Origin of the sequence: Xanthomonas sp. NCPPB 1062 (assembly GCF_041481705.2) — a bacterium.
Lineage (GTDB): Bacteria > Pseudomonadota > Gammaproteobacteria > Xanthomonadales > Xanthomonadaceae > Xanthomonas > Xanthomonas euvesicatoria.
Genome location: NZ_CM192987.1, coordinates 3,333,126 through 3,358,234, shown reverse-complemented (window position 1 = coordinate 3,358,234; position 25,109 = coordinate 3,333,126). Strand labels below are relative to the sequence as shown.

Here is a 25,109-nt window from a genome sequence, read left to right as displayed (position 1 = left end):
ATGCAACGCATCCTGATCCCCGAACGCGCGGACTGGCGCACGCAGGCCGAATCGCTGGGCTTTCACTTCCACACCATCGACGGCGAACCGTATTGGGACGAAAGCGCCTACTACGCGTTTTCGCTGCGTCAGATCGAAGATGACATCGAAGCGCCCACGCAAGAGTTGCACGACATGGCGATGCAGCTGGTGGACGAGGTGGTGGGCTCGGAAGCGCTGATGACCCAGCTGGCCATCCCGCCGTTCTACTGGGACTGGATCGCCAACTCCTGGAAAGGGCGCGACCCGCATCTGTATGGCCGCATGGACCTGGCGTATTCGGGCGATGGCCCGGCCAAGCTGTACGAACTCAATTACGACACGCCAACATCGCTTTACGAATCGGCCTACTTCCAGTGGCTGTGGCTGGAACAGCAGATCGCCAGCGGTGCGCTGCCCAAGGGAACCGATCAGTACAACCTGATCCAGGACCTGCTGTGCGAAACCCTAGGCGCGCTGGCCGTGGATGGCGCGATCGGTGCGCAGATGCATTTTGCGGCGGTGCGCGATTCGCTGGAGGATCGCGCCACCGTGCGTTACCTGCGCGACTGTGCGCACCAGGTGGGCATCAGCACCGAGGAAGTGGCCATCGAGGACATCGGCCTGAGCGCCGAGGGCTGGTTCACCGACGAACAGGACCGGGTGATCCACACGCTGTTCAAGCTGTATCCGCTGGAATTCATGATGGAAGAACGCTTCGGGCCGGCATTGATCGCCGACCGGGTGCGCCTGATCGAGCCGGCATGGAAATCGGTGTTGAGCAACAAGGGCATCCTGCCGCTGCTGTGGGACCGCCATCAGGGTCATCCGAATCTGCTGCCTGCCCGCTTTGCGCAGGCCGGTGAGGCACCAACCGCAGGCTGGGTGCGCAAGCCGCTGCTGTCGCGCGAGGGCGCCAACATCGCGCTGGTGACGGCGCAAGGCGAGGCCGCGCACACCGATGGCCCGTACGTGGACGGCCCGGCGATTCTGCAGGCGCATCACCCGCTGCCGGTGTTCGACGGGCGCCATGCGTTGGTGGGCAGCTGGGTTGTGGCGGATCGTCCTGCCGGATTGGGCATGCGCGACGACGCTGGCCCGATCACCCGCGACACCTCGCGCTTCGTGCCGCACGTCATCACCGATTGATGTGTATCGGCGGGTGCATCGCCAGTGCGAAGTGGCGGTGTCGCTAATTGGAGCAGGCCGTCCTTTGCGGCACACCTGCAGACGGGTGTGGGGAGGCATGCCCAGGGGGGGGCGGCGGCGACAACGCCACCGCGTTGGCTCCGCCGGTCGCGCATGACAGATGCGCCAGCGCCGCGCAAGGCCTCAGGCGCATGCAAGGCGACGCATCTTTTCCACATCCCCTGTGGATGGAAGTTGCACAAGGCTGTGGACAAGTGCGTGCAGGCCCCGGCCTGCAACGCTGTCAAGATGGGTGGCGAAAAAATGACCAGCGGTTCGAGGGGGGCTTTTTTCGTGTGCGGGTCCATGCGATCCCGGCAGGATCGGCAAAGTGGTCGGCGCTGCTAACGCTGTGGTCTCGGGCCGGCATCGAGCGACCCTCTCCATGTGGTGAACCTGGAGATCACCTCGGTCGTTGCGACCCGCCAAGCCTTGGGGCTCATTCGCGTGCTGCCATCGACCGGCCACGTTGCCTTGGCAATGTGGTATGGCGTTACGTCGATGCCGCGTAGTCGCCGCGGACGCCATCACACCCGCCGCGCCACAAAAAAGCTCGCCACCGCCAGCAACCACGCCAACGCGAACACGCTCAGGTAGGCGGCGCGCGTGGCCGATGTCAGCAGCGCGGCGAACACTGCGCCCGCCAGCGCCAGCATGGCCGCCACCGCGATGGCTTCGCTCAGTTGCAAGGCAGAGCTGTTGGCGCCTTGCTGGGCCGGTGGCGACAGCGACAGCATCACCACCGACAGGCTGGGATACAGCAGGCCCATGCCCAGGCCGGTCAGCGCCCAGCCGGCAATTGCCAACGGCACAGGAATCGGCGGCCACACCGCACCCGCGCTGATCGCAATGCCCAGCGTCATCAACAGCGCGCCGCTCTTGAGCAGGCGAGGGCGCGACCAACCGGCGCGGCTGTGGCCCTGGTACCACGATCCGCCAAACCAGCCCAACGCACCCACGCTCAGTGCCACGCCGGCCAGCAGCGGCGAAAGCCCGCGTTCGCGCGACAGCAGCAGCGGCAAAAAGGCTTCAAAGCCGAAGAAGGCGGCCGCCGCAATGCCACGCAGCGCGATCACGCTCGGCAAGCCGCGCGCAAGCCGCAACGTACCAGCCGGCAGCAGGCGCCAGGCGCAATACGCGGTGAGCAACACGGCCGGCAGCATTGCGCCCGGCGCCAGCATGCCGTGCAGTTGTCCGCCCAGATACACGCCAAGCACGCCCATCGCCGCTCCGATAGCCCACCCCATCGAGGCGGTTGGCGCCTCGGACCCGTCGCGTGTCCAGGCCTGTCCGCGCAGCGCCGGCCACAGCAGTAATCCAGCCGGAATCGCCAACAGCGGCACCGACAAAAATACCCAGCGCCAGCCCAGGTGCTGCACGATCAATCCGCTGATGCCCGGCCCGATCAACGAGGGCACCACCCACCCCGCCGAAAACGCGGCAAACACGCGTGGGCGCAAGACCTCCGGGTACAGCCGCCCCACGATGACGTATAGGGCCACCGAATAGGCGCCGGCCCCCAGCCCCTGCAGCAAGCGCCCGGCGATCAACATCGGCATGCTCGGTGCCAGGCCGGCGACCAGCAGGCCGACCACAAAGCACAACAGGCCGGCAGCCAATGCACCGCCAGGACCGGCACGGTCGCTCCAGCGTCCGGCCGCCGTCATCCCGATCACGCTGGTGGCCAGCGCGCCGCCGAACGCCAACGCATACAGCGGCAGCCCGTTCAACTCGCGCGCCACCGTTGGCATGGCGGCGGCAACCGCCAGCGACTCGAACGCGTTGAGCGACACCAGCGCGACCATGCCCAGCGTCGCCGCGCGGTAAGGCGCGGCCAGGACGGAGGTGGGCTGCGTTTGGATGGACAGCACTGCGGCAGGGATCGGTCTTTCGGTAGGCATCGAAGATCCAGGAAGGAAACGTGTATCGAGCCTTCACCGCTACTTGCACCGGTGAAGGCCGCGCAGCATCCTGCCTCAACCTAAGTTGAGGTCAAGGCAATGCAACGTGAGTTGTCCGTGGGCGAGGTCGCCAAGCGCAGTGGTGTTGCGGTGTCGGCGCTGCACTTCTACGAGCGCAAAGGCTTGATCAGCAGCCTGCGCACCGCCGGCAATCAGCGTCGTTATGCGCGCGATGTGCTGCGGCGTATCGCGGTGATTCGCGTGGCCCAGCGACTGGGCGTGCCGTTGCAGCAGGTGCTCGATGCCTTCTCGGTGTTGCCGGATCAACGCACACCGACGCGTGCGGAGTGGGCGCGCATGTCGGCGCGTTGGCGGAGCCAGCTGGACGCGCGCATCAATGAACTGCAGGCCTTGCGCGACCAGCTCACCGACTGCATCGGCTGCGGCTGCCTGTCGCTGCGCCGCTGCCGCCTGAGCAATCCGGACGATGCCATGGGCCGCAGTGGTGAGGGGGCGTTGCGATTGGGTGGCCTGATGGCGGAGTAAGTCGGCCTGGCCAGCCGGCGCGGCGCACCGGGCCGAGCGGGGAGGGCCGGCGTCGCGCGGGCGCTCTGCGCGTGCGGTGCGTGACTGGGCCTCCACCAGAGCAGCCATCGGCGGCCACCTCCCAAACCGCAGGCAGCCGCAACCGGGACCAATGGCATTCCCGCGCGCGGCAAACTGCGCCGTAGGATGGGAATTCCCTCCGCCGCAGGATTTCGCATGACCCCCACCGTGCGCCGATCACTCACCGTTGCATTGTCGCTGGCCTGCGTCGCTGCGCCGGCGCTTGCCGCTGCCGCGCCAGCCAGCGCCGCTCCCGCTGCCACGCCTGCGCCGGCAAGCGTGTTCGATCCGCTGGCCCTGTTCGCGCCCCTGCAATTGCCCGACGCTCCGAATAGCTACCGCAGCGGCAGCGGCGTACCTGGCCCGGCGTTCTGGCAGAACCGCGCCGATTACGACCTCAACGCGAGCATCGACCCGGCAACGCATTCCCTCAGCGGCGAGGCCGCCATCACCTACACCAACCACAGCCCCGACACGCTGGACGTGCTGTGGCTGCAACTGGACCAGAACATCTACCGCGCCGACGCGCGCGCTGCCGCCAGCCGGCCGCTCAAGCGCAAGCAGTTCACCGATGGCATGCAGATCGCCAGCGTCGAGATCGATCAAGGCGGGCGCCGCCAGCCGGCGCGCTTCATCGTCGACGACACCCGCATGCGGGTGGATCTGCCGCAACCGCTGGCCGGGCAGGGCAAGGCGCTCACCGTGCACATCCGTTACCGCTACACGATTCCCGGCACCTGGGGCGGGCGCACGGCCGTCAGTGCCAGCAAGCAAGGCGAGATCTACGAGATTGCGCAGTGGTATCCGCGCATGGCGGTGTACGACGATCTGCGTGGCTGGGACACGCAACCGTATCTGGGATCGGAGTTCTACCTGGAGTACGGCAATTTCGACTATGCCGTGACCGTGCCGGAGGGCTTTCTGGTCGCCGGCTCCGGCGCGCTGACCAATCCGCAGGACGTACTCAGCCGCACCGAACAGCAACGCCTGGAACACGCCCGCAGCAGCGACCGCACCGTGCTGATCCGCACGCCTGCCGAGGTAACCGCAGGTACGGCCAAGCCGGCGGGCAAGGGCACGCAAACCTGGCGCTTCCACATGGATCACACCCGCGACGTCGCATTTGCCGCATCGCCGGCGTTCGTCTGGGATGCGGCGCGCATCAATTTGCCGGGCGGCAAGCACGCGCTTGCGATGTCGGTGTACCCGCTGGAAGGCGTGGGCGCAGACAAGTGGAACCGCTCTACCGAATACGTCAAAGGCGCCATCGAGCATTTTTCGCAGTGGTATCCGTATCCGTGGCCGGCAGCGATCAACCTGGGCGGCTATGGGGCCGGCATGGAATATCCGGGCATCGTCTTCGATGGTTTCGAAGACGGCGGCAAGGACCTGTTCTGGATCACCGCACACGAAATCGGCCACACCTGGTTCCCGATGATCGTCGGCTCCAACGAGCGCCGGCATGCGTTCATGGATGAAGGTTTCAATACCTTCATCGACGTGTATGCATCGGATGCGTTCAACAAGGGCGAATACGCGCCCAAGCGCGATTCGGAATATGCGCCCAAAGGTGGCAACCCGGTCGACGAAATCCTGCCGTTACTGGCCGACACCCACGCGCCGACGTTGATGGATAACGCAGATTCCACCAGCGAGACCTATCGCCATCCGCTGACCTACTTCAAGGGTGCTCTCGGCCTGGTGCTGTTGCGCGAGCAGATCCTGGGACCGGCGCGTTTCGATCCTGCATTTCGCAAATACATCGACACCTGGGCTTACAAGCATCCCACGCCCTCGGACTTCTTCCGGCTGATGGAAAGCGAAAGCGGTGAGGACCTGTCCTGGTGGTGGCGCGGCTGGTATCTCAACAATTGGCAGCTGGACATGGGCATCGCCGACGCGCATTACGTCGACCACGACCCGGCCAAGGGAATGCAAGTCACATTGCGCAGCCGGCAGAAGTTGGTGATGCCGGCGACCCTGCGTGCGGACCTGGCCGATGGCAGCCACCTGGACCGACGCATTCCGGTGGAATCATGGCTGCAGACCACTACCCCCACAGTCACCGTGCCGACCACCCAGAGAGTGCTGCACGTCACCTTGGACCCGGACCATGTGCTGCCAGATGCCGACCGCAGCGACGCGCGCGCGGACGTGAGCGGCTGAGCATTGCGCGAGGCGTGGGTGCAGACGTGGCCGCAGCGCGGTCGCGTCGGTGGCTGCGTGCGGCAACCGCCGACGAAAACGGAAACAAGCGCCTGCGTTGATCACCGGGCGAGCGCAGCAGTTGCCCGGCATCGATCGGCAGCAGACGACGTGGCTCCTGTGCGATGAGGATGGGTTCGCCCGACGACAAATTAGTGCGCTCGTTGTCTGCCCGGACGCGGCGCAATCGATTGCGAAGCGTGCACCGTCTCCTTCGCGCGCAATGCATGTCGCTGCACTGACACACAGGCGACGTGCAATCGGCAGGCGCATGCAGTGCGTTGCCGCGTCCTGTGCAGCGCCGACTTCGACATGCGCAATCCAGACGCGCGGCACTGCTCGTAAACCCAGATTTGCGCAATCGCCGTATTCGACTCCATTGCGACACGTTCATTGTGCAAATTTCACCGTTCGACCCGACGGTTTTTGCGTAATGCCGTGATAACGCTTACAGCCCCGCCAGTATTGAAAACCGCATGCGGGCTCAAGCGACTGCGGTATCGGCTGTAACAGTGCACAGCCATCACTATGCTGCAACGCACGGTGACAAGCCCTTTATGCCCTGACTAGGCTGCGCGGCATGTTAGCGCTATCACTGGCTGACACGTCGTGCAAAGAACCTGCAACAAACGCAACAATGGCGTGGCAACGCCTTTGCTGCGGCGGGTAGACGTGCACGCACATCGCAGGTCGACGGTCGAAGGGGCGATCGGCAGCCTGCGTGCTAGGGGACAGATCGAGGGCAACTGAGACAACGTCAAGCGGTTGTTGCGTGGTGCGTGTGGCGCGGTGCAAGGATGGAGATGCCATCAGGACATGTCCGATCCAGGCGCCGGCTGCGCCCGCACGACAAATGCATGGCGTTGGATTGGTGGCTCCAGCAGTTGCAGCAGCGTTGGCCACGGCCTGTCGGGCAGTGGCCACGATTCCGCCGTATCGCATGCCGCGATACCGGCCGTTGGCGGTTGGACTCCACTCCCGAGGACACATCGATGCGTCGTACGTTGAACAGCTTCAAGTCGAAGGCCATGTTCACCTTCGTTGGTGGCCTGTTGGTCATCAATCCCGCTTTTGCGCAGGATGTCGCTCCGCCGCCTGCACCGGCGCCGCAATCCAGCAGTGATTCCGCCACCACCCTGGATGCCGTCAACGTGACCGGTATCCGCAACAGTCTCAACCAATCGATGGGCATCAAGCGCGATGCCGCCGGCGTGGTGGATGCGATCAGCGCCGAAGACATCGGCAAGTTTCCGGACACCAACCTGGCCGAATCGCTCCAGCGCATCACTGGCATTTCCATCGAGCGCCGTGATGGCGAGGGCGCGCAGGTCACCGCACGCGGCTTCGGCCCGCAGTTCAACACCGTCACCCTCAACGGCCGCCTGATCCCCGGTGCCGATGCGTTCGGTGCGCCCGGCCAGACGCCGATCGGCGGCGTGGATGTCGGCACGCGCGCGTTCAACTTCGCCCAGCTCGCCTCCGAAGCCATTACCGGCATCGAGGTGTTCAAGACCAGCCGCGCAACGGCGCCCAGCGGCGGTATCGGTGCGACGATCAATATTCAGACCGACAAGCCGTTCAATCACGATGGCGTGGTGGCCAACGCCGGTGCCAAGATGGTGTCCGACCGCTCCGAGCCCTTCGGCGATTCGCTCACCCCGGAAGTGTCGGGCATCTTCAGCTATACCAACCCGGACAAGACCTTCGGTATCGGCTTGAGCGCCAGCTACCAGAAGCGCCATGGCGGTTCGGTCCAAGCCACCGAAAACACCTGGAACATCCAGCGTTGGACCGGTACCGACCCGGCACTGCGCCCGGACGCGGTGGTGACCAATGCCCCGGCGATCGGCCAGTTGTATGGCATGCCCAACGATCTGCGCTACGCATTCGCCGATTTCCAGCGCGAACGCATGAACGGCCAGGCGGTGATGCAGTTCGCACCGACCGACAGCCTGACCCTGACCCTGGATTACACCTACTCGGCCAACGAAATTCGCGAAGAGCGCGGCGAGCAGGGCATCTGGCTGCAGCGCGCCAACAGCTTTACCGATCTGACCTTCGATACCGGCCAGGCCGTGGCCACGCCGGTCTATCTGCGCGATGTGCCCAATGGCGCGAAGGACTTCGGCATGGAACAACAGCGCAACGAGCAGAAGTACACGCTCGGCTCGCTGGGCTTCAATGCCGACTGGCAAGTGAGCGACCGCTTCCAGTTGAGCTTCGATGCGCATAACTCCAAGACGCAAAGCTTGCCCAACGACCCGACCACCGGCGGCAGCGCGACCTACTTCAGTTTCGCCGGCACCAACAACTGCACCAATGCGCCGTACTGCGGCGGCCAATGGGGGCAGGAATTGTGGTTCAACAATTCCTTGCCGATCGGCGCACGCACCTGGTATCCCACTGCGGCCGATTCGCTGGCAAACACCAATGGCGTGGTCAATCCCGCATTCACGCCCGCCGAGCTCGGCTCGCAGGTGCTGCGCATTTTCTATCAGAAGCAGGTGACCGAAACCAAGGAAGGACGCCTGGACGGCAAGTTCGACTTCGACGACGGGCGCTTCCAGTTTGGCGTGAGTTCGACCAACACCACCATGCAACGCCGGGTCAGCGAGACCAACTCGCCGCTGGGCGATTGGGGCGTGGCCAATGCAGGCAACGAGCCGGGCATGGTCGCATTGCTGCAACCGGTGAGCATCACCGGCATGTTCAAGGACTTCAATCCCAGCGGCGCGGCGTCCAGTGCATGGCGTGGCGATGCCGATCAGCTGGCGCTGTGGGGCGGAAGCCAGTACGGCGCAACCACGCGCTACAACCCGCAATACACCGCAGACAACCGGGTGGAAGAAAAGACCCGTGCGGCCTACGTGCAGTTGGAAATTGCCGGTGCCATCGCCGGGATGACCACCAATACGCGGCTGGGTCTGCGCTACGAGCGCACCGACGTGGAGTCCACCTCGCAGGTGGCCACGCCCACCGCGCTGCTGTGGCTGTCCAACAACGACTTCCAGTTGATCCGGTCTACCGACCAGCAGCCTTTCAGCGAGAAGACCAGCTACAACTACGTCCTCCCCAACATGGACTTCAGCATCGATTTCACCGATTCGCTGAAAGGCCGTGCCTCGTTCGGCCAGACCATCGCGCGCGCACCGTACAACAATCTCATCGCCGGACCCACGCCCAACACGCCCAACGGCTCGATCCTGATCAACCCGTCCAACCGCGCCGGCGGCGACTCGCAGACGCCCACGCTCGATCCGTTGGAATCGGACAACCTCGATCTGGCATTGGAGTGGTATTTCGCCGACGCCAGCTATGTGTCGGCGACGTTCTGGAACAAGCGCGTGAGCAATTTCATCGGCAATACCGTCACGCGTGAATCGCTGTACGGACTGACCGACCCCACTTCTGGCCCGGATGCCCAGGCCGCGCTGGCGTTCCTGCAAAGCGGTGCCTGCGCCGCACAGGTGGGCGCGGCCGGCAACGATGTCGCGGGCGCGTGTTCGGCCAACGACACCTCGCTGTTTGCGGCCATGGCACTGCTGCGCAATGCTGCTGCCACCGGCGGGCTGAGCGCCTACAACGGCAGTTCGGCGCAAAGTCTTGCGTTGGAGAATGCCTACGATATCGCCGGCAATGCCTCCGACCCGCTGTATCAGTTCGATGTGTCGCGGCCGATCAACCAGAACAAGGCCAACATCCACGGCTGGGAACTCGGCGGCCAGTACTTCTTCGGCAGCACCGGTTTCGGCATCTACGCCAACTACACCATCGTGGAAGGGGATGTGGCGTTCGATAACACCGTGATCGATCGCGATCAGTTTGCCTTGCTCGGTCTGAGCGACACCGCCAACGTCATGCTGATGTACGAAAAGTATGGCTGGAGCGCACGCCTGGCCTGGAACTGGCGTGACGAATACCTGATCGCTGCCAACCAGGACAATGCCAACCGCAACCCGTACTACGTCGAGCCGTATCAGCAGTTCGACCTCAGCGTCAGCTACGCCTTCAACAAGCAGCTGTCGGTGGGCTTCGAGGCGATCAACCTGACCGGTGAAGACGTCCGTTGGCACGGCCGCTCGGAGAAGCAGATCATCCGCCTGATCGACCAGCAACCGCGTTACACGCTGGGCGTGCGGTACGCGTTCTGATCCATCACGCGTTGTTAGCCGTCAATCCTGCGGCCGCCATCGTGTGATGGCGGCCGCAACCGGTTATTGCGCCGTTGCGCGCGTGCGGTCTGCAGCCGCGTATTGCCGCGGTGCTCGCGCGGTCGGTGTGTGGGCGAACGGCCGTGCAATGCGCACGCATGCGCCACGCGCCGGTCTTCGGCGCCATGCAGCGCGTTGCTGCCCTGCGGCTTGCCGGCGCACGCATTTTTGGCAATGCTCAGCATCGATAAGCACGCGGGGAATGCGTGCGCCCGAATTCCCTCATGACTGCAGCGCTCCGCGATGGACGGCTGCTGGAGTTTCAGATGACGCGATACGCAGTGCTCAACAACGTGGCGCATCACGACCTGCGCGTGATCCTGCGCTTTGGTGCGCAATTCGGCGACGCGGTCGGCGTGGTGCCGGCCTTCGTCACCGAATATGCCGAGCTGCAGCGCGAGTACCCGCTGTTCTTCCGCAAGGATCCGGCCGGGGGTGGTTACCAGCCGGTGGCGCTGCTGGGCTTCGCACAGGATGAAAACCTGTTCCTGCAGGACGGGCGCTGGAATGCCAGCTATCTGCCGGGCATCGTTGCCAAGGGGCCGTTCCTGATCGGCTTCCAGGAGCAACACGTCGATGGGGCGCTGGTGCAGGAGCCGGTGATCCATGTCGACCTGGAGCATCCGCGTATCAGCCGCAGCGAGGGCGAGGCGGTGTTCCTGCCGCAAGGCGGCCACAGCCCGTATCTGGAACACATCATCGGCGTGTTGCGCGGCATCCGCGATGGCGTGGACGCGGGACAGGCGATGGCGGCCGCCTTCGACGCGCTCGGCCTGATCCAGCCGGTGCGGCTGGACGTTGCGCTGGATGCCAGCCATGCCACGCAGTTGCAGGGCTTGTTCGCGATCGACCGCGAGCGGCTGGCCGCCCTGGATGCGCAAGCGCTGCAGCAGTTGCATCAGGCCGGCTATCTGGAAGGTGCCTTCCTGATGCTGGCATCGCTGCACAACGTGCGCCGGCTGATGGCCGAGAAGCAGCGCCGCCTGCAGCAGTCGCACAGCGCCCCCGTTGCCGCGTACGCCTGAGCGTATGGCCGCACGTGCCGCCGATCTGTCCGTCGCTGCAGGCGCCGCCATCACCGAGCGCAGCGACTGCGATCCTGAGGTATTGCCGCTGCCCGCACTTTGCCAGGCCGCCGAGCCGGTGGTGCTGCGTGGCGTTGCGCGGCACTGGTCGCTGGTGCAGGCCGGGCTGCGCGGCGCCGATGAGGCCATGGCGCTGTTGCGCGCGCACGATACCGGCCGCCCCCTGCAGTATTCCTATGGCGGCCCGGAGATCGGCAGCCGCCCGTTCTATCGCGACGATTGCAGCGCGCTCAACTTCCAGGTGCAGCGCGGCAGCGTGAGTACCTTGCTGGATGCCATTGCGGCACATCGTGACGACCCGCAGCCGCCCACCTATTACCTGGCCTCGTTGCCGGTGGACGCCAATCTGCCAGGGTTGCGCGCCCACAACGATCTGGATGTGGCTGCCAACGGCAGCCCCGTGCAGCCCAGCATCTGGATCGGTAACCGGGTGATCGCTTCGTGCCACTACGATGCGCTGGACAACCTGGCGTGCTGCGCGGTCGGGCAACGGCGCTTTACGCTGTTTCCGCCGGAGCAGGTCGCCAATCTGTATCCGGGTCCGCTCGATCCCACGCCGGGCGGGCAGGTGGTGAGCATGGTCGATTTAGCCGATCCGGACCTGCAACGCTTTCCGCGTTTTGCCGATGCCTTGCCGCATGCGCGCAGCGTGGTGCTGGAGCCGGGCGATGCGTTGTTCATTCCCAGCATGTGGTGGCACCACGTCCAATCGCTGCAGCCGTTCAACGTGCTGATCAATTACTGGTGGAGCAGTGCGCCAGCGCACTTGCCTGCCGCGATGCCGGCGCTGTATCACGCGCTGTGGGCGATTCGCGACCGTCCGGCAGCGGAAAAACAGGCATGGCGCGCGTTGTTCGATCACTACGTGTTCGGCCCTGCCGAGCAGGCCGGCGAGCATCTGCCCGAACCGGCGCGCCATGCGCTCGGCCCCATCGACCCCATGCTGTCGCGGCAGCTGCGCGCCATGCTGATCGGCAAGTTGAACCGCTGATGTGCAGCACCGCTCTCAACCCATGCTACAGGAGTGCGCAGTGACTCAGGCTCAGATTCGCAAGGTGGTGATCGCCGGTGGTGGAACGGCCGGCTGGATCGCTGCCTGTGCGCTTTCGCATCAATTCCGCAATTTGCTGGACATCACCCTGGTCGAGTCCGAGCAGATCGGTACCGTCGGTGTGGGCGAATCCACGGTGCCGCCCATCCGCACCTTCCACCGGTTCCTGCAGATCGACGAGCAGGAATTCCTGCGTGCGGTGGCAGGTACCTTCAAGCTGTCGATCTCGTTCGAGCATTGGCGCCGCCAGGGCGAGCGCTACATCCATCCATTCGGCATCACCGGGCAGAGCACCCTGGTGTGCGCGTTTCATCACCTGTGGCTGGAAAGCCAGCGCCGCGGCATGCCGGGCAGCTTCGGCGATTACTGCCTGGAAACGGTGGCCTCGCGCGTGGACCGCTTTGCGCTGCATGGCGAGCCGGCGGTCAATTACGCCTATCACCTGGATGCGGCGCTGTATGCCAAGTTCCTGCGCGCGCGCAGCGAGGGCTGCGGCGTCAAGCGTGTCGAAGGCAGGATTCAGCAGGTGACCGTGCAGCCGCACAGCGGCGATGTCGCCAGCCTGGTGCTGGAAGACGGGCACGTGATCGAAGGCGATTTGTTCATCGATTGCAGTGGCTTCCGCGGTCTGCTGATCGAGCAGACCCTGCACACCGGCTACGAAGACTGGAGCCATTGGTTGCCGTGCGACCGTGCGGTGGCGGTGCAGACCGAAGCCCTCGGCCCACCGGTGCCCTACACCCGCGCCATCGCGCACGAAGCCGGCTGGCGCTGGCATATTCCGTTGCAGCATCGCGTCGGCAACGGCCTGGTGTTTTCGAGCAAGCACCTGTCCGATGACGAAGCGCACGCCAAGCTGCTGCGCGATGTGGCTGCGCCTGCCGTCAAGGAGCCGTGGATGGTGCCGTTTCGCACCGGCCGCCGGCTCAAGGCCTGGAACAAGAATGTGGTCTCGCTCGGTCTGGCCAGCGGCTTTATCGAGCCGCTGGAATCCACCAGCATCCATCTCACCATCTCTGCAGTGGTGCGGCTGCTGGCGCTGTTTCCGGCCGACGGCATTGCGCCCTCGCAGGTGCAACTGTTCAACGACGTCAGCCGCGCCGAAATGGAGCACGTGCGCGACTTCGTCACCTTGCACTACCACGCCACCCAGCGCGACGAACCGCTATGGCAGCAATGCCGGCAGATGGAGCTGCCCGAGTCGCTTGCGCTGCGCCTGCGTGCCTGGCGCGAACGCGCGCACGCCTGGCAGGGTGCCGATGAACTGTTTCGTGTCGATTCCTGGACGCACGTGCTGATGGGGCAGGGCATTGCGCCCGAGCAGCATCACCCGTTGACGCGCGCATTTTCCGACCACGACCTGCGCCGCCTGCTCGACGGTATCGCCCAGCCGATCCAGCACGCCGTGCAGCAGATGCCCTCGCAGCAGGACTTCATCGAGCGCTACTGCAAGGCAGGCGAACAGGTGTGGGGGATGCGTAGCCCGGTGCCTGCCTAGAGCGGGTCATGCACCTTGAGATGAGGTGCATTGCCCGCTAGCGGAGGCGTGCGGCGTCGCGGTGCTTGGCGGCTTGGCTGTGGCGTCAAGGCAAGCCGCGCGGCGCGCACTCCGTGCTGCTGGCGGCCAATCCTCCGGGAAGCGCCCTGTGGCGCGCAGAGACCGCGTTGCACGCCTTGCCCAAGCGGCCAGCCTGGACAAGGCGCACGCCTAACTCGACGCGCTACACGACGCCTCGCACTCACCTCAACGTACATAACACGCTCTGGGGCCGGCATTGGATCGCGGCGGGGCGGGCGCAGTGCGCGCCGCGCTACAGCCGCATCAGATCCTTGCCCACCACGATCGGCCCGGCGTAATGCTTGCGCGCGCCCTCGCTCCACATCGCATCGGTGATGGACGCATCGCCGCCGGGGACGAAGTGATTGAGCACGAGCATCTTCGCGTTGGCCGCAGCCGCAATCATGCCGACCTCTTCGCTGGTGGAGTGGCTCTTGAGCAGATGGTCGAGCAATGTGGGTGCGTTGTCGTTGGCCTTCAGCATCGTCTGCAACGCCGGCAGATACATCACCTCGTGCACCAGGACGTCGGTGTTCTTGGCGAACTCGGCCAGCGCGGGCAGGTAGCGCGTATCGCCGGAAAACACCACGCTGCGGTCGGGCGCCTCGAACCGATAGGCGAAGGCCGGCTTGAGCGTGTAATGGTCCACCAAGGTGGCGGTGACGGTGACCTGATCGTTCTTCAGAACGGTGCCGGGCTGGTCGAACTCATGCACATGGATGAGTGCTTCGAACGGCGGGCGGCCTTCCTCACGGATGCGTGCCTGGATGTCGATGGCATTCATGGCGACAAACGCGTCCACCATCCTGGCGATGCCGGGTGGGCCATACAGATGCACCGGCGTCTGCAGGCCGCTGGCCCAGGCCAGCCACACCACGTTGAGCAGATCGGCGTTGTGGTCGGAATGGTGGTGGGTCAGAAAGATATCGCGCAGCATGGGCAGTCGCATGCCGGCCTTGACCAGTTGCTGCGCCACGCCGTTGCCGCAATCGATGAGATACGGTTGCCCGTCGATGACCAGGGCATTTGCGGCCGCGGCCCGCAATGGCGAAGGTGTCGGGCCACCCTTGGTGCCCAGCAGCACCAGCACGCTGCCCTTGGCCGGAAAGGGTGCAGGCGGCGCGGAGTCGGGCTTGGCGGATGTTCGTCGTGCCGGCGGACGCACAGCAGCACCGAGCTGCCCCACCGCAGTCAGCGAACTCGCAGCTAATGCAGTGCGTAGCAGCGTGCGGCGGGAGCGGAAGGGATGGGATGCGGTCATTGCGGCTCGTGCCGATGTGCGTGGGTTGGGTGTCGATGCAAGTTTGCGTGCTGTACACACCATACGGCAGGCGTCGCTGGCAGCAATCCGCAACAGCGGTTGGGGCGCTATTTTTTCGCTGCGCCTGCTGCCACGCTCAAAATTCGTGTGCAATGAATTCATCCAAGGCCGGCGAACGATAGAACGCCATGCATTGGGCGAAGATGCGATTGAACGGGCCGCGGCGCGCTTCGTCCTTCATCGGGATTTCGCGCTTGTCAAAACCCGCCGTGTTGGCGTCGACAAAGCGATGCAGGCGGTCGGTCGCGCCGACCTTGGCGTTGTCCATCGCATAGGTGGTCAGCAGATACGAGCGGTCGCGTAGCTGATCGGGTGCGTACTTGCCGCTACGCGTGTAGTTGTTATCCAGGCACCGCTGCAGCGCATAGGCCTTGATGTCCTCGCGATCGGCCGGCTTGCCGGCCGCCAGGGCGGGGGCTTGCAGCGCCAAGGCAACAAGGGTGATGACCAGCAGTGGGGCACGTGCGCGAACCATGGGCGACCGTTGTGAAGGAACAGGCCCCATCAGTCTGCATCATTGCGCCGCTCGCCGCCGCTAGTGCGCCGTTGGTGCAGTCGACGTCAATCAGGCATTTCCCGATTGGCCGAAGTGGATCTGGTACACCCATCGCGCCGGCAACCGCACACCGATCAATGTGTTGAGCGAGGCTGCAAAAAACAGCCCTGGAGCGATGTCTCGCGCTAGCACGTCACGCCGTTGCCTTGAGTGCGTGGCAAGAAGATGGTGGTGGCATTGGACAGCCTGCGGACACTTCAGTGCACGGATCAACGCATGCACGGTCGCTGAGCCGAAGACGCATCGCCCGGCAAACGGATTGCCCGGCGATGCGCGATCAAGCGTGGCAGGCACAAGGTCGCCTGCCACGCGGCTTACCGCTTACTGGCCGAAGTAGGTGGAAATGGTGGAATACACGTCCGAGAAACGCGAGTAGTAATCCGGATCGGTCTGCGCGCTACAGAACGAATAGCCGCCATACAAGCCGCCACGCAGCTGGTAGGCGCCACCGCTGGCAACGGTGAACAGGCCCGAGCCGGACGAGCCGCCTTCGGTCACACCGTCGCTCCACACCACGCGATAGAGCGGGCTCTTGCCATCGATGGAGCTGCTCAGTGCATTCACCGTGCCCAGCGAATACTTCTTGACGTCGCCCGATGGGTGATGGATGCCGACAATCGAGGTGCCGGTGGAACCGATCGCCGCGCTATTCCACGCTGCATAGAACGCGCCGCTTGGCGGTGCGGTCTTCAGCTCCAGCAATGCGGTGTCGCGCGTGGTGTTGGCATGCCGCAGGAACGCGCCGCCCGTCAATGTGGTTGCCTGCGAGCTGACCGTACTGCCATTGCAGCTGGCCGCATCGTAGAACCAGTAGGTCTGCAGCGTGTTGGCCACCGTCTGCGTGCTGATGCAATGCGCCGCGGTCCAGAACAGGTTGCGCTTGGGCGAATTGGTATTGTTGAGCAGCGTGCCGGTGCACAGGAACGAGCCCTGGCTGGTGGTGAACACCATGCGTGCCACCGCCTTTGCGGCGCTGGTGAAGCCGGTCGTGGGGTTGGCACGGCAGACGATGTCGTTCTGACAGGAATCGCTTTCGCCGATGGCAATGGTCATCATGTCGCGCGGGCTGGCAGTGGGGCTGATATCCAGATGCGACAGCTGCGGAATGCTGAGGCTAAAGTTTTCCGGATACAACCCGGCCGGCAGCGACAGCTCGACCAGCAGATCCTCGCCACTCACCGTCGGCGACCAACCGATGTCGTTGCCGCTGGCAGCAAAGCTGGCGCCGGATTGCTCGAACACGCGACCATCGTTGCCGGCAAAGCGCAGCGTCACCTTGGATGGGTCGCCAGGCCTTGCACCGGCGCCACGCAGTACCAGCGATGCACGCAGCGACGCCGCCTGTGCGGAGCTGACTTTGAGACTGGCCACGCGCGAGCCATCGGGAGCCATTTGCCAATCCAGCTTGGACAGGTTCACCGTCGGCTGTGCAACCGCACGCGAAAAACCGATCTGCAACGGCTGCCCATGCTTGACCTGTGCAATACGACGTTCGCGCACACGACCCATTTCGGCGCTGGTAGGTGCGGTGAGCTGCACCACGCGCGTGGGCAGAACGCCGCCGCGTAAACTTGCCGACTGCAACGTGGCCGCACCAAGCTTGGCCGCCTGCGGCGCGGTGGTGACCGGCGCTGCATCCATCTCGGTCGGCGGGGCGGCCGCTGCGGTGCCGGAAACAGCGGAAAACAACGCCAGATACATCGCGTTCTTGCGATTCATGGGTAGTCCTTCTCGTCAGGGATCGTCAGGCTGCAGCGGGGGCTGCAACAAGCGGGCGCCATCGTTGGCGCCGAACGAGCCTAGCGAAACTTCAAAGCTGAATATGTGCTGAAAATCTCGTTCGGGAATGAAAGGTCGTGATCGATACAGTACCCGCACGCGTCTGTCATCCACTGGGCCGTCATGCCGTCGGCCCCGGGCGGTGCGTAGGCTCCCAGGGCGGCCATGTTGGTTCTAGTCAGCAGGTGCAAGTCCACCATCCAGCTGCGCAGTGGCAGCTTGGTGTGTTCAATCCACGTCATGGTCGTGGTAGCGATCAGCGCTCCTAGGGCCTCGGGCGACCTCACCCCGGCCTTGAGGGATGCACAGCGATGGTGGAGCCAGTGAATCCTTCGTTCGTTTTCACGGCGGTGGACGACATCTCTGGCTGCGTGCCAGGTGGGGATATAAACAGAATCTCTGCGCACTCACCTGGAGCATGTCGCATGCGACCCACTTCAACTTCTTTTCCAAGTCTGCCGCACGCGCAATCGCGCGACGGCGATAGCGACATGCCTGCCTCCGCGACCGCTTTCCCCTGGCACGCGCGCGACAGCGCCAGTGCGTTTCCAGGTCTCAGTGCTGCGCCGGTCAAACGCGGACGTAACGCGACACGATCGATCACGGCAGGTGCCTGGCGGTCATCTGGCATGCGTCTGCCGCAGGTAGATACCCAGGCATGCGATCTCGTCAGCGCGATTGCCCAAGTGGATCGTGCATCGGCGCAGCCGCACGGACAGGATCCGCAATGGGAAATACGCTGCCGCACTGTGCTCGAAAGCATGCGCGCATGCGCAGGCGAATCGTACAAGGGCGATCCGGCGACGGTGGCTGAGATCGGTGGGTTGCATCTGAATGTGCCGATGTCCACGCGGCGGTTGAAACTCTGGGAGCGAGAGACCGACGATGTGATTGTGGCGGTGCTGGGTTTTTCCGGCACATGCCTGAATGCGACCGACGATCTGTTATGCGATATGAAAAGCCAGATCGCACAGGTACACGTCAACGTATTTGACGAGCGCCTTCCGACCTTGGGCAGGGTTGGAGCAGGCTGGCAGGAATGGTGGCAGTCCGAAGCTCAGTTGCCGCGCGCCGACGGAACCGTCATGAAGGACGTGTTGAAACGCTACACGAATCGCGCGCGGGAGAGCGGCAAGGCGTTGTCGATGTCGTTGACGGGACACAGTCTGGGCGCAGCAGCGGCCACGCTCGCCGGCTTCGACATCACGCACTTTCTGCGCGCGGCCGGAGCCCCGGGCAAGATCAGCATTTATTCATTCAATCCACCGCGCCTCGGGCCAGCGGGCGCCGACAGACACTATATGCAAAGCTTAAGATCGAACGACAGCGAACTGCGATTCACGCTGCGCCAGTTTGCGCGCGCCCTGGATCCGATCCAGTCGGTGCCCTTTTTCATGCATCACCCGCACTGGGATCACCCCGGGGCTGCTGACGAGCGCGCCGGCAGCACCAGCGGTGATCGCTTCGCTCAGTTCATCACCGTGACGGACGGCCCGGCCAGCACTGTCAACCTGGCGGACAATCACGAATTGACGTTGTGGCGCTCTTATTTCCTGTCCAAGATCGAGCCGGGCGATCTGCAGCGCATCTTTTCTCCCATGGAAGTGTCGCAGGGAACATCCGAAGACCGGCGTCTTCCCCGCAGGCAATTGTTCACCTCGTGGCTGCCGTACCGCCAGCCGCTGGCCACTCGCCGGCCGGATTAGATAGCCGGCAATAAATTGCAAATGAGTTTTCCAGGCCAAGAGAGAGTTTCTAAATTTTTGATTGATCCTGACTCCTGGCCACGAAGATCGCTCGCTGCACGTCAAACCGGCTCCAGGCACTGCTTGGACTGCAACATGCCCGTGGCAAGTCGTGGCAGCGCATCGTGAAGCGGATCGACGGTGAGCGATCGTCCATCTCCGCAAGTCAAGCCCTGCGTATTTGCGCTGATGGCGTGATGCACCACCTTGATGACGTGTTTGAGGTTGCCCAGTACGAGATTGATCCATCGCACACCGCAGCACGGGTGGGCCAGGAGCACGCCGGCACAACAGACGGTGCTGCTGTTGAGGCTATTCCAGCGCGTCGCTGGCGCGCAATTCGGTGGAGCGTCCGCTGAGTTTCAGAAACGCCAGGACCGTCAGCCCCACTGCCATCCATGCAGCGCCGCCCAGTTGTGCATGCAGGTCGGCATTGAGCAGGACGTAGGCCAGGATGACGATCCCGATCAGGGGCACCACGCCATGCAGCACACGCCGGCCGTGGGTGCGGAAGTGCCACAGCACTGCGATATGCAACAACACGAAGGCGGTCAGTGCGCCGACGTTGCACAGCGACGACAGCAGCGCGATCTGCCCGACGAAGACTTCGCCCAGTACCAGGCTCAGGCCCGCCACCAGCAGGATCGCACGCTGCGGTACGCCGGTGCGCGGGTGGATGTAGCGCAGAAAGCCCGGTAGTTGCCGGTCGCGCGCCATGGCGAACAACAGTCGCGACGTGGCCGCCTGTGCAACCAATGAATTGGCGATTGCCGCGCTGATCGCCACCGTGAGCGCAATGACAATTTGCAGCCATGGCCCGGCGATCAACCGCCCGATCTCGAAGAACGCATCGTTGGATGCCTGCGCGCTTGGGTAGCGCTGCAGGGTAGGCTGCAGCAATGCCGCCAGCCAGGTTTGCAGGATGAACAGCCCTGCCACGATCAGCAAGGCCAGCAAGGTTGCGCGCCCCACCACGCGGTTGCCGCCGCGCGCTTCCTCGGACATGGTGGAGATCGCATCGAAGCCGAGGAACGACACCACCGCCACCGACAACGCGCTGAAGATCAGCTGCGGAGAAAACGCCTGCGGGTTATACAGGGGGCGCCAGCTCCAGTGCGCGCCATTGACGCCGCGCTGGATCGCCAGCGTCGCCAGCACCACGAACACCGCCAGGACCAGCAACTGCGCAAGCAGGAAAAAGCGATTGGCGCGTGCGGTGGTTTCGATGCCACGCAGGTTCACCACCGTGTTGAGCACCACGAAGAACCCAATCCACGCCGGCTGCGGTATTGCCGGCAATACGGTCTGCATCGCATTTGCGCCGACCACGTACAACAGCGTCGGCACCAGCAGGTAGTCGAGCAAAATCGCCCAGCCAGCCAGAAATCCCATGCCGCTGCTCAGCCCGCGCCCGACATAGGCATATACCGAACCGGCCACCGGAAATGCCTGCGACATCTGCTGGTAGCTCAGTGCGGTGAACAGCATTGCCACGAAGCCGACCAGGTAGGTCAGCGGCACCATTCCGGCACTGATGTCGAAGACGCCGCCGAAGATCGAGAACGGCGCCGTGGGCACCATGCACACCAGCCCGTAGATCAACAGATCCTTCAGCGTGAGCTGCCGCTTGAGCTCCTGTGCGTAGCCGAAGCGTTGCAGCGTGGCCGCATCGTCGCGGCGGGGCGTGTCGGTCATGCAGGTGTCCGTTGCAAGGAATGCCGGCACGCAGCGCAAGCGCCCGGACGACCTGAACGCCCGTCGCGTGCTGCCGCCATGTGACCGGCATTGTGACGATAATGTGGCCGACAAGCCCATCCATTGGTGAAAGTGCTAGGTTTTCCATGCTGGATGTCATCTGCTGGCAACCACCGGTACCGAAGGAGCACCATGTTCGACATTCTGGCCAGCCTGGGCTGCGATCTGCAGGCGTTGCAGACGCTCGATAGCTGCCTGGACCGGGTATTTCGCGATGTCTGCGCGCTCGGTTTCCAGTCGCTGGTGTACGACTATGCGCCGGTGCCCCTGAGTCTGGAGGGAGCGCTGATCACGCCAACGGTCTTCATGCAGCGCAATGCGCCGGGCGATATGCAGCATGTGTGGTGCGAGCACGGCTACTACCAACATGACCCTGTTCAGCAGCGTGCAACGCGGCGTACCACGCCATTCGTATGGTCGTACCGCACCGACGGCCACTGCGCGGGCGTGGAATATGTGGGGGGCCAGCACCGGCAAGTGACGCGCTATCTCTGCGATAGCGGCATGGGCACCGGTGTCACCGTGCCGCTGCATTTGCCTGGTGGCGCATTTGCCACCTTCAGCGGCGCGATCGATGCCGCCGCTGCACAAGCGCCGCGGTTGGCCGAAGCGCAGGTGCTGCCGTTCCTGTTGCTGGCGCACGCCTTCCAGGCGCGCGCGCAGGAGTTGCTGGAACCGCAGGAACGCCGCTGCCACCACATCGCGCTGACCCGTCGCGAGCGCGAATGCCTGCAGTATTCGGCAAAAGGCCTGACGTCCAAACGGATTGCCGCGGCACTCAACCGTTCAACCGCCACGGTGAACCTGCATCTGAATTCAGCCGCGCGCAAGCTGGGCGCCCGCAACCGCGTGGAAGCGGTGGTGCGTGGTATGCACTATCGGTTGCTGGAGCCATAATTTTTTTTCGAGCGTGCCTGCGCGCTGCGGTACGCGCGGCTTCGCGGGTTTCGGAGCGGCAGAGCGCACATGCCATGTCGTTTCCTTGGCGCGACCCACCTGTGTTCTGAACGCTGATCTGTTGTCGGTCCGAATGGAGTCCAGTGGCGCTGACAGATGCGATAGATGTGCTGATTCGAACTAGCTATTTCGATCCAGGAGCGATGTCGAGTCGCGCGATACCCAGCGCATTCGGCGATGCGAGGCGTTCGATCGAACCGGCTATCGGCCAGCGCCAACCGCGCATCCGGGCGCGTTCAAACCTGTGAAATTTGCCAGTTAACGCCGCTCGGCGTGCTCGCTAGGCTCGGGGCTCATCATTGCCGTAGGCAGGCGCAGGTCATGCAGTGCACCGAGGGTTACGTCGAATTCCGCGGCTACCGTACCTGGTACCGCATTACCGGCGACCTGTGCGCAGATGCCTGCCCGCTGTTGGTGCTGCACGGCGGCCCCGGATGCACGCACGACTACGTGGACAGCTTCAAGGACCTGGCGGCCAACGGCCGCGCGGTGATCCACTACGACCAGCTGGGCAACGGCAACTCCACCCATCTGCGCAATGCCGAGCCAAGCTTCTGGACAGTGGGGCTGTTTCTGGACGAGCTGCAGACGCTGATCGCGCATCTGGGGCTGTCGCAGTACGCATTGCTGGGCCAGTCCTGGGGCGGAATGCTGGCCGCCGAGCACGCCGTGCGCCGGCCGGCCGGCCTGCGAGCGCTGGTCATCGCCAATTCGCCCGCCTCGATGGGGTTGTGGCGCGCGGCTGCGCTGCGTCTGCGCGCGCGCCTGCCTGACGATATCCAGGCCGCATTGGACGAGCACGAAGCCGCCGGTACGCTGGACCATCCGGCCTACCGCGCAGCCAGTCAGGTGTTCTATGCGCAGCACGTATGTCGCGTGCTGCCGTGGCCTGCCGAGGTCGCGCGGACGTTTGCCGCCATCGACGCCGACCCCACCGTGTATCACGCCATGAACGGACCGACCGAATTCCACGTGGTGGGCAGCTTGCGCAACTGGAGCATCATCGAGCGCCTGCATCGCATCACCGCGCCTACGCTGGTGCTCTCTGGCAAGTACGACGAAGCCACGCCGGAAACCGTCGAGCCCTATGCGCGGTTGATCCCGGATGCGCGCTGGCACGTGTTCGCCAACTCCAGCCACATGCCGCACGTGGAAGAACGCGCGGCGTGCATGCGCCTGGTCGGCAATTTCCTGGACGATCAGACACCGTGGCCCGGTGGACAAATGCTGCGCTCCTCAGCACTGGCCAATCGCGCTGTCTGAGCGTGCAGTGTGGTGTGGCGATAGCCAGCGGGCCGATCAACTGCACTGCGTTTAGCTGCCTGCCTGCCGCGATGATGTCGCTGTGGTGCACACCATCAATTCGTGCCTGCGATAGCGGCCCTGCAGCGCTTGCGTGCTTGCATCGCTGCACGCGTGGCGCTGCGCGCGTTGTTCCGGGCAGCTGTGTCGATGGAGGTTCGCACTTTGACGCAAGCCCGTTTCGGGCTGCCGGCGCACGATGATGCGCGAGCGTCGCAGGGCACACGCCGCAGCGTGGGCAGGCACGTCAACGCTCTGATGCGCCGCGACGGCGCTGGCGCGCGACAGCTTGCGTTTGCATCTTCGTGCCGATGTAGATGCAGTGCTGCAATGCATGACTGCATTGCAGTTGGCCAGCTGCCATCGCCAGGCATGCACTGAGTGCGCCCATGCCTGTCGCTGCGTCGGCACGTGGATCGTCACGGTTGCAGGCGCAATCGCTCTGCACGCCCGAACGCCTGCGCATCGCCGGCGTCTGCAGCACATGCACACATGCGTCGATCAACACAGGGCTATCGCATGGCATTGGCGTGTCCTGTCCCGGCTGTCCTTCGCTGTCCCTTTTGCATGTCCCGGAAAGAGAACACCGCGGTGCGTCTAAGTTTCGAAGATGAATAATTGTTTTATGTTTTAAATCGCGCGAAGAATGCAGCCCCCCACGCATCGCCTTGCCGTTGTCGTCGCCACTGCGCAGGCGGCCGGCATTGCTTGTCGACTTCATTGGGAGAGGCTCCATGATCATCAAGACGCTACACGGCGCACTCGCGCTTGCACTGTCCGCTTGCGCCGCGGGCGCGATTGCCGGCCCGGTCGGTTACGGTGCGGCCACTACCGGCGGCGGCAACAAGACACCAGTCAACGTGGCGACGTTCGAAGCAGTGCAGGCCGCCATCGACAACTATTCCGGTAGCGGCGGGCTGGTGCTTAACTACACCGGCCAGTTCGACTTCGGCACCATCAAGGACGTGTGCGCGCAATGGAAGCTGCCGGCCAAGACCGTGCAGATCAAGAACAAGAGCGATGTCACCATCAAGGGCGCCAACGGCTCGTCGGCGAACTTCGGCGTGCGTGTGGTAGGCAATGCGCACAACGTGATCATCCAGAACATGACCATCGGCTTGCTGCAAGGTGGCGAAGATGCCGATTCGATTTCGCTGGAAGGCAACTCCAGCGGCGAGCCGTCCAAGATCTGGATCGACCACAACACCATCTTCGCCTCGCTCACCAAGTGCTCCGGTGCAGGCGATGCCTCCTTCGATGGCGGCATCGACATGAAGAAGGGCGTGCACCACGTCACCGTGTCCTACAACTATGTCTACAACTATCAAAAGGTCGCGCTCAATGGCTACAGCGACAGCGACACCAAGAACTCGGCTGCGCGCACCACGTATCACCACAACCGCTTCGAGAACGTGGAATCGCGCTTGCCATTGCAGCGCCGCGGCTTGAGCCACATCTACAACAACTACTTCAACAATGTGTTTACCTCGGGCATCAACGTGCGCATGGGTGGGGTGGCCAAGATCGAGTCCAACTACTTCGAGAACATCAAGAACCCGGTGACTTCGCGCGATAGCAGCGAGATCGGCTACTGGGACCTGATCAACAACTACGTTGGCAGCGGCATCACCTGGAGCACGCCGGACGGCAGCAAGCCCTACGCCAATGCCACCAACTGGGTGAGCTCCAAGGTGTTCCCGGAGTCGCTGGGCTACATCTACACCGTGACGCCGGCAGCACAGGTCAAGGCCAAGGTGATCGCCACCGCGGGCGCGGGCAAGAACCTGGCGGAGTGACCGGTAGCGCCCGGAGTCGCGAATGAGCTGTAGCAAGCGCTGGTCAGGAGGGCCTGGGCGGCGCACAGCAAGCGC

The 25,109-nt window shown here is 64.1% G+C and carries 16 protein-coding genes and 1 pseudogene; 11 read left to right on the top strand and 6 right to left on the bottom strand.

Features of this window, described 5'->3' with window-relative positions; genetic code table 11:
- Positions 1–1,167: a glutathionylspermidine synthase family protein gene (locus ACCQ16_RS14660; protein ID WP_011348178.1), complete on the top strand. Its 1,167-nt coding sequence runs from the start codon at positions 1–3 to the stop codon at positions 1,165–1,167.
- Between the two features lie 566 nt (positions 1,168–1,733).
- Here ACCQ16_RS14660 and ACCQ16_RS14655 read toward each other — a convergent pair.
- The gene (locus ACCQ16_RS14655) at positions 1,734–3,107 is read right to left on the bottom strand and encodes an MFS transporter (RefSeq protein WP_277572598.1); all 1,374 of its coding nucleotides are present in this window, start codon (positions 3,105–3,107) and stop codon (positions 1,734–1,736) included.
- Between the two features lie 99 nt (positions 3,108–3,206).
- On the opposite strand from ACCQ16_RS14655, the gene soxR reads away from it, so the two are divergent.
- From soxR to ACCQ16_RS14625, 6 genes are all read left to right on the top strand, one after another.
- Entirely contained in the window at positions 3,207–3,653 is a 447-nt protein-coding gene (soxR, locus tag ACCQ16_RS14650) for a redox-sensitive transcriptional activator SoxR (RefSeq protein ID WP_031423642.1), read from the top strand.
- Positions 3,654–3,869: 216 nt separating this feature from the next.
- Positions 3,870–5,879, top strand: a complete 2,010-nt coding sequence (locus tag ACCQ16_RS14645; protein WP_277572599.1) for a M1 family metallopeptidase — start codon at positions 3,870–3,872, stop codon at positions 5,877–5,879.
- 1,031 nt (positions 5,880–6,910) lie between these two features.
- Positions 6,911–10,069, top strand: a complete 3,159-nt coding sequence (locus tag ACCQ16_RS14640) for a TonB-dependent receptor (protein WP_372379996.1) — start codon at positions 6,911–6,913, stop codon at positions 10,067–10,069.
- Positions 10,070–10,395: 326 nt separating this feature from the next.
- Complete coding sequence (locus tag ACCQ16_RS14635) at positions 10,396–11,154, top strand: SapC family protein (protein WP_014090714.1); 759 nt, start codon at positions 10,396–10,398, stop codon at positions 11,152–11,154.
- Positions 11,155–11,158: 4 nt separating this feature from the next.
- Positions 11,159–12,205, top strand: a complete 1,047-nt coding sequence (locus tag ACCQ16_RS14630) for a cupin-like domain-containing protein (RefSeq protein WP_277572600.1) — start codon at positions 11,159–11,161, stop codon at positions 12,203–12,205.
- A gap of 40 nt (positions 12,206–12,245) precedes the next feature.
- Positions 12,246–13,763, top strand: coding sequence for a tryptophan halogenase family protein (locus ACCQ16_RS14625; RefSeq protein ID WP_033478687.1), 1,518 nt, complete (start codon positions 12,246–12,248; stop codon positions 13,761–13,763).
- A gap of 313 nt (positions 13,764–14,076) precedes the next feature.
- Here ACCQ16_RS14625 and ACCQ16_RS14620 read toward each other — a convergent pair whose 3' ends face one another.
- The 3 genes from ACCQ16_RS14620 to ACCQ16_RS14610 form a co-directional block, all read right to left on the bottom strand.
- Positions 14,077–15,084, bottom strand: a complete 1,008-nt coding sequence (locus ACCQ16_RS14620; protein WP_218501885.1) for an MBL fold metallo-hydrolase — start codon at positions 15,082–15,084, stop codon at positions 14,077–14,079.
- A 136-nt stretch (positions 15,085–15,220) separates the two neighbouring features.
- Positions 15,221–15,619, bottom strand: a complete 399-nt coding sequence (locus tag ACCQ16_RS14615) for a hypothetical protein (protein WP_209261271.1) — start codon at positions 15,617–15,619, stop codon at positions 15,221–15,223.
- 402 nt (positions 15,620–16,021) lie between these two features.
- Positions 16,022–17,419 (bottom strand): trypsin-like serine peptidase, encoded by a 1,398-nt coding sequence (locus ACCQ16_RS14610; protein WP_057680700.1) that lies wholly within the window; start codon positions 17,417–17,419, stop codon positions 16,022–16,024.
- Between the two features lie 485 nt (positions 17,420–17,904).
- On the opposite strand from ACCQ16_RS14610, the gene xopAP reads away from it, so the two are divergent.
- The gene (gene xopAP, locus ACCQ16_RS14605; protein ID WP_372379995.1) at positions 17,905–19,185 is read left to right on the top strand and encodes a XopAP family type III secretion system effector; all 1,281 of its coding nucleotides are present in this window, start codon (positions 17,905–17,907) and stop codon (positions 19,183–19,185) included.
- A gap of 351 nt (positions 19,186–19,536) precedes the next feature.
- On the opposite strand, the gene ACCQ16_RS14600 is transcribed toward xopAP, so the two are convergent.
- Positions 19,537–20,919, bottom strand: a complete 1,383-nt coding sequence (locus ACCQ16_RS14600) for an APC family permease (RefSeq protein ID WP_011348162.1) — start codon at positions 20,917–20,919, stop codon at positions 19,537–19,539.
- Between the two features lie 192 nt (positions 20,920–21,111).
- Between ACCQ16_RS14600 and ACCQ16_RS14595 the strand changes: the two genes are divergently transcribed.
- Together ACCQ16_RS14595 and ACCQ16_RS14590 are read left to right on the top strand one after the other, a co-directional pair.
- A complete protein-coding gene (locus ACCQ16_RS14595) occupies positions 21,112–21,876 on the top strand; it encodes a LuxR family transcriptional regulator (protein ID WP_008573033.1) in 765 nt (254 codons plus the stop codon).
- Positions 21,877–22,257: 381 nt separating this feature from the next.
- Positions 22,258–23,199 (top strand): proline iminopeptidase-family hydrolase, encoded by a 942-nt coding sequence (locus ACCQ16_RS14590; RefSeq protein ID WP_372379994.1) that lies wholly within the window; start codon positions 22,258–22,260, stop codon positions 23,197–23,199.
- A 345-nt stretch (positions 23,200–23,544) separates the two neighbouring features.
- Here ACCQ16_RS14590 and ACCQ16_RS14585 read toward each other — a convergent pair.
- Positions 23,545–23,732, bottom strand: a pseudogene (locus ACCQ16_RS14585) (hypothetical protein); the annotation flags it as partial.
- 240 nt (positions 23,733–23,972) lie between these two features.
- Between ACCQ16_RS14585 and ACCQ16_RS14580 the strand changes: the two are divergent.
- Positions 23,973–25,034 (top strand): pectate lyase family protein, encoded by a 1,062-nt coding sequence (locus ACCQ16_RS14580; protein WP_008573029.1) that lies wholly within the window; start codon positions 23,973–23,975, stop codon positions 25,032–25,034.
- Positions 25,035–25,109: the final 75 nt, after the last annotated feature.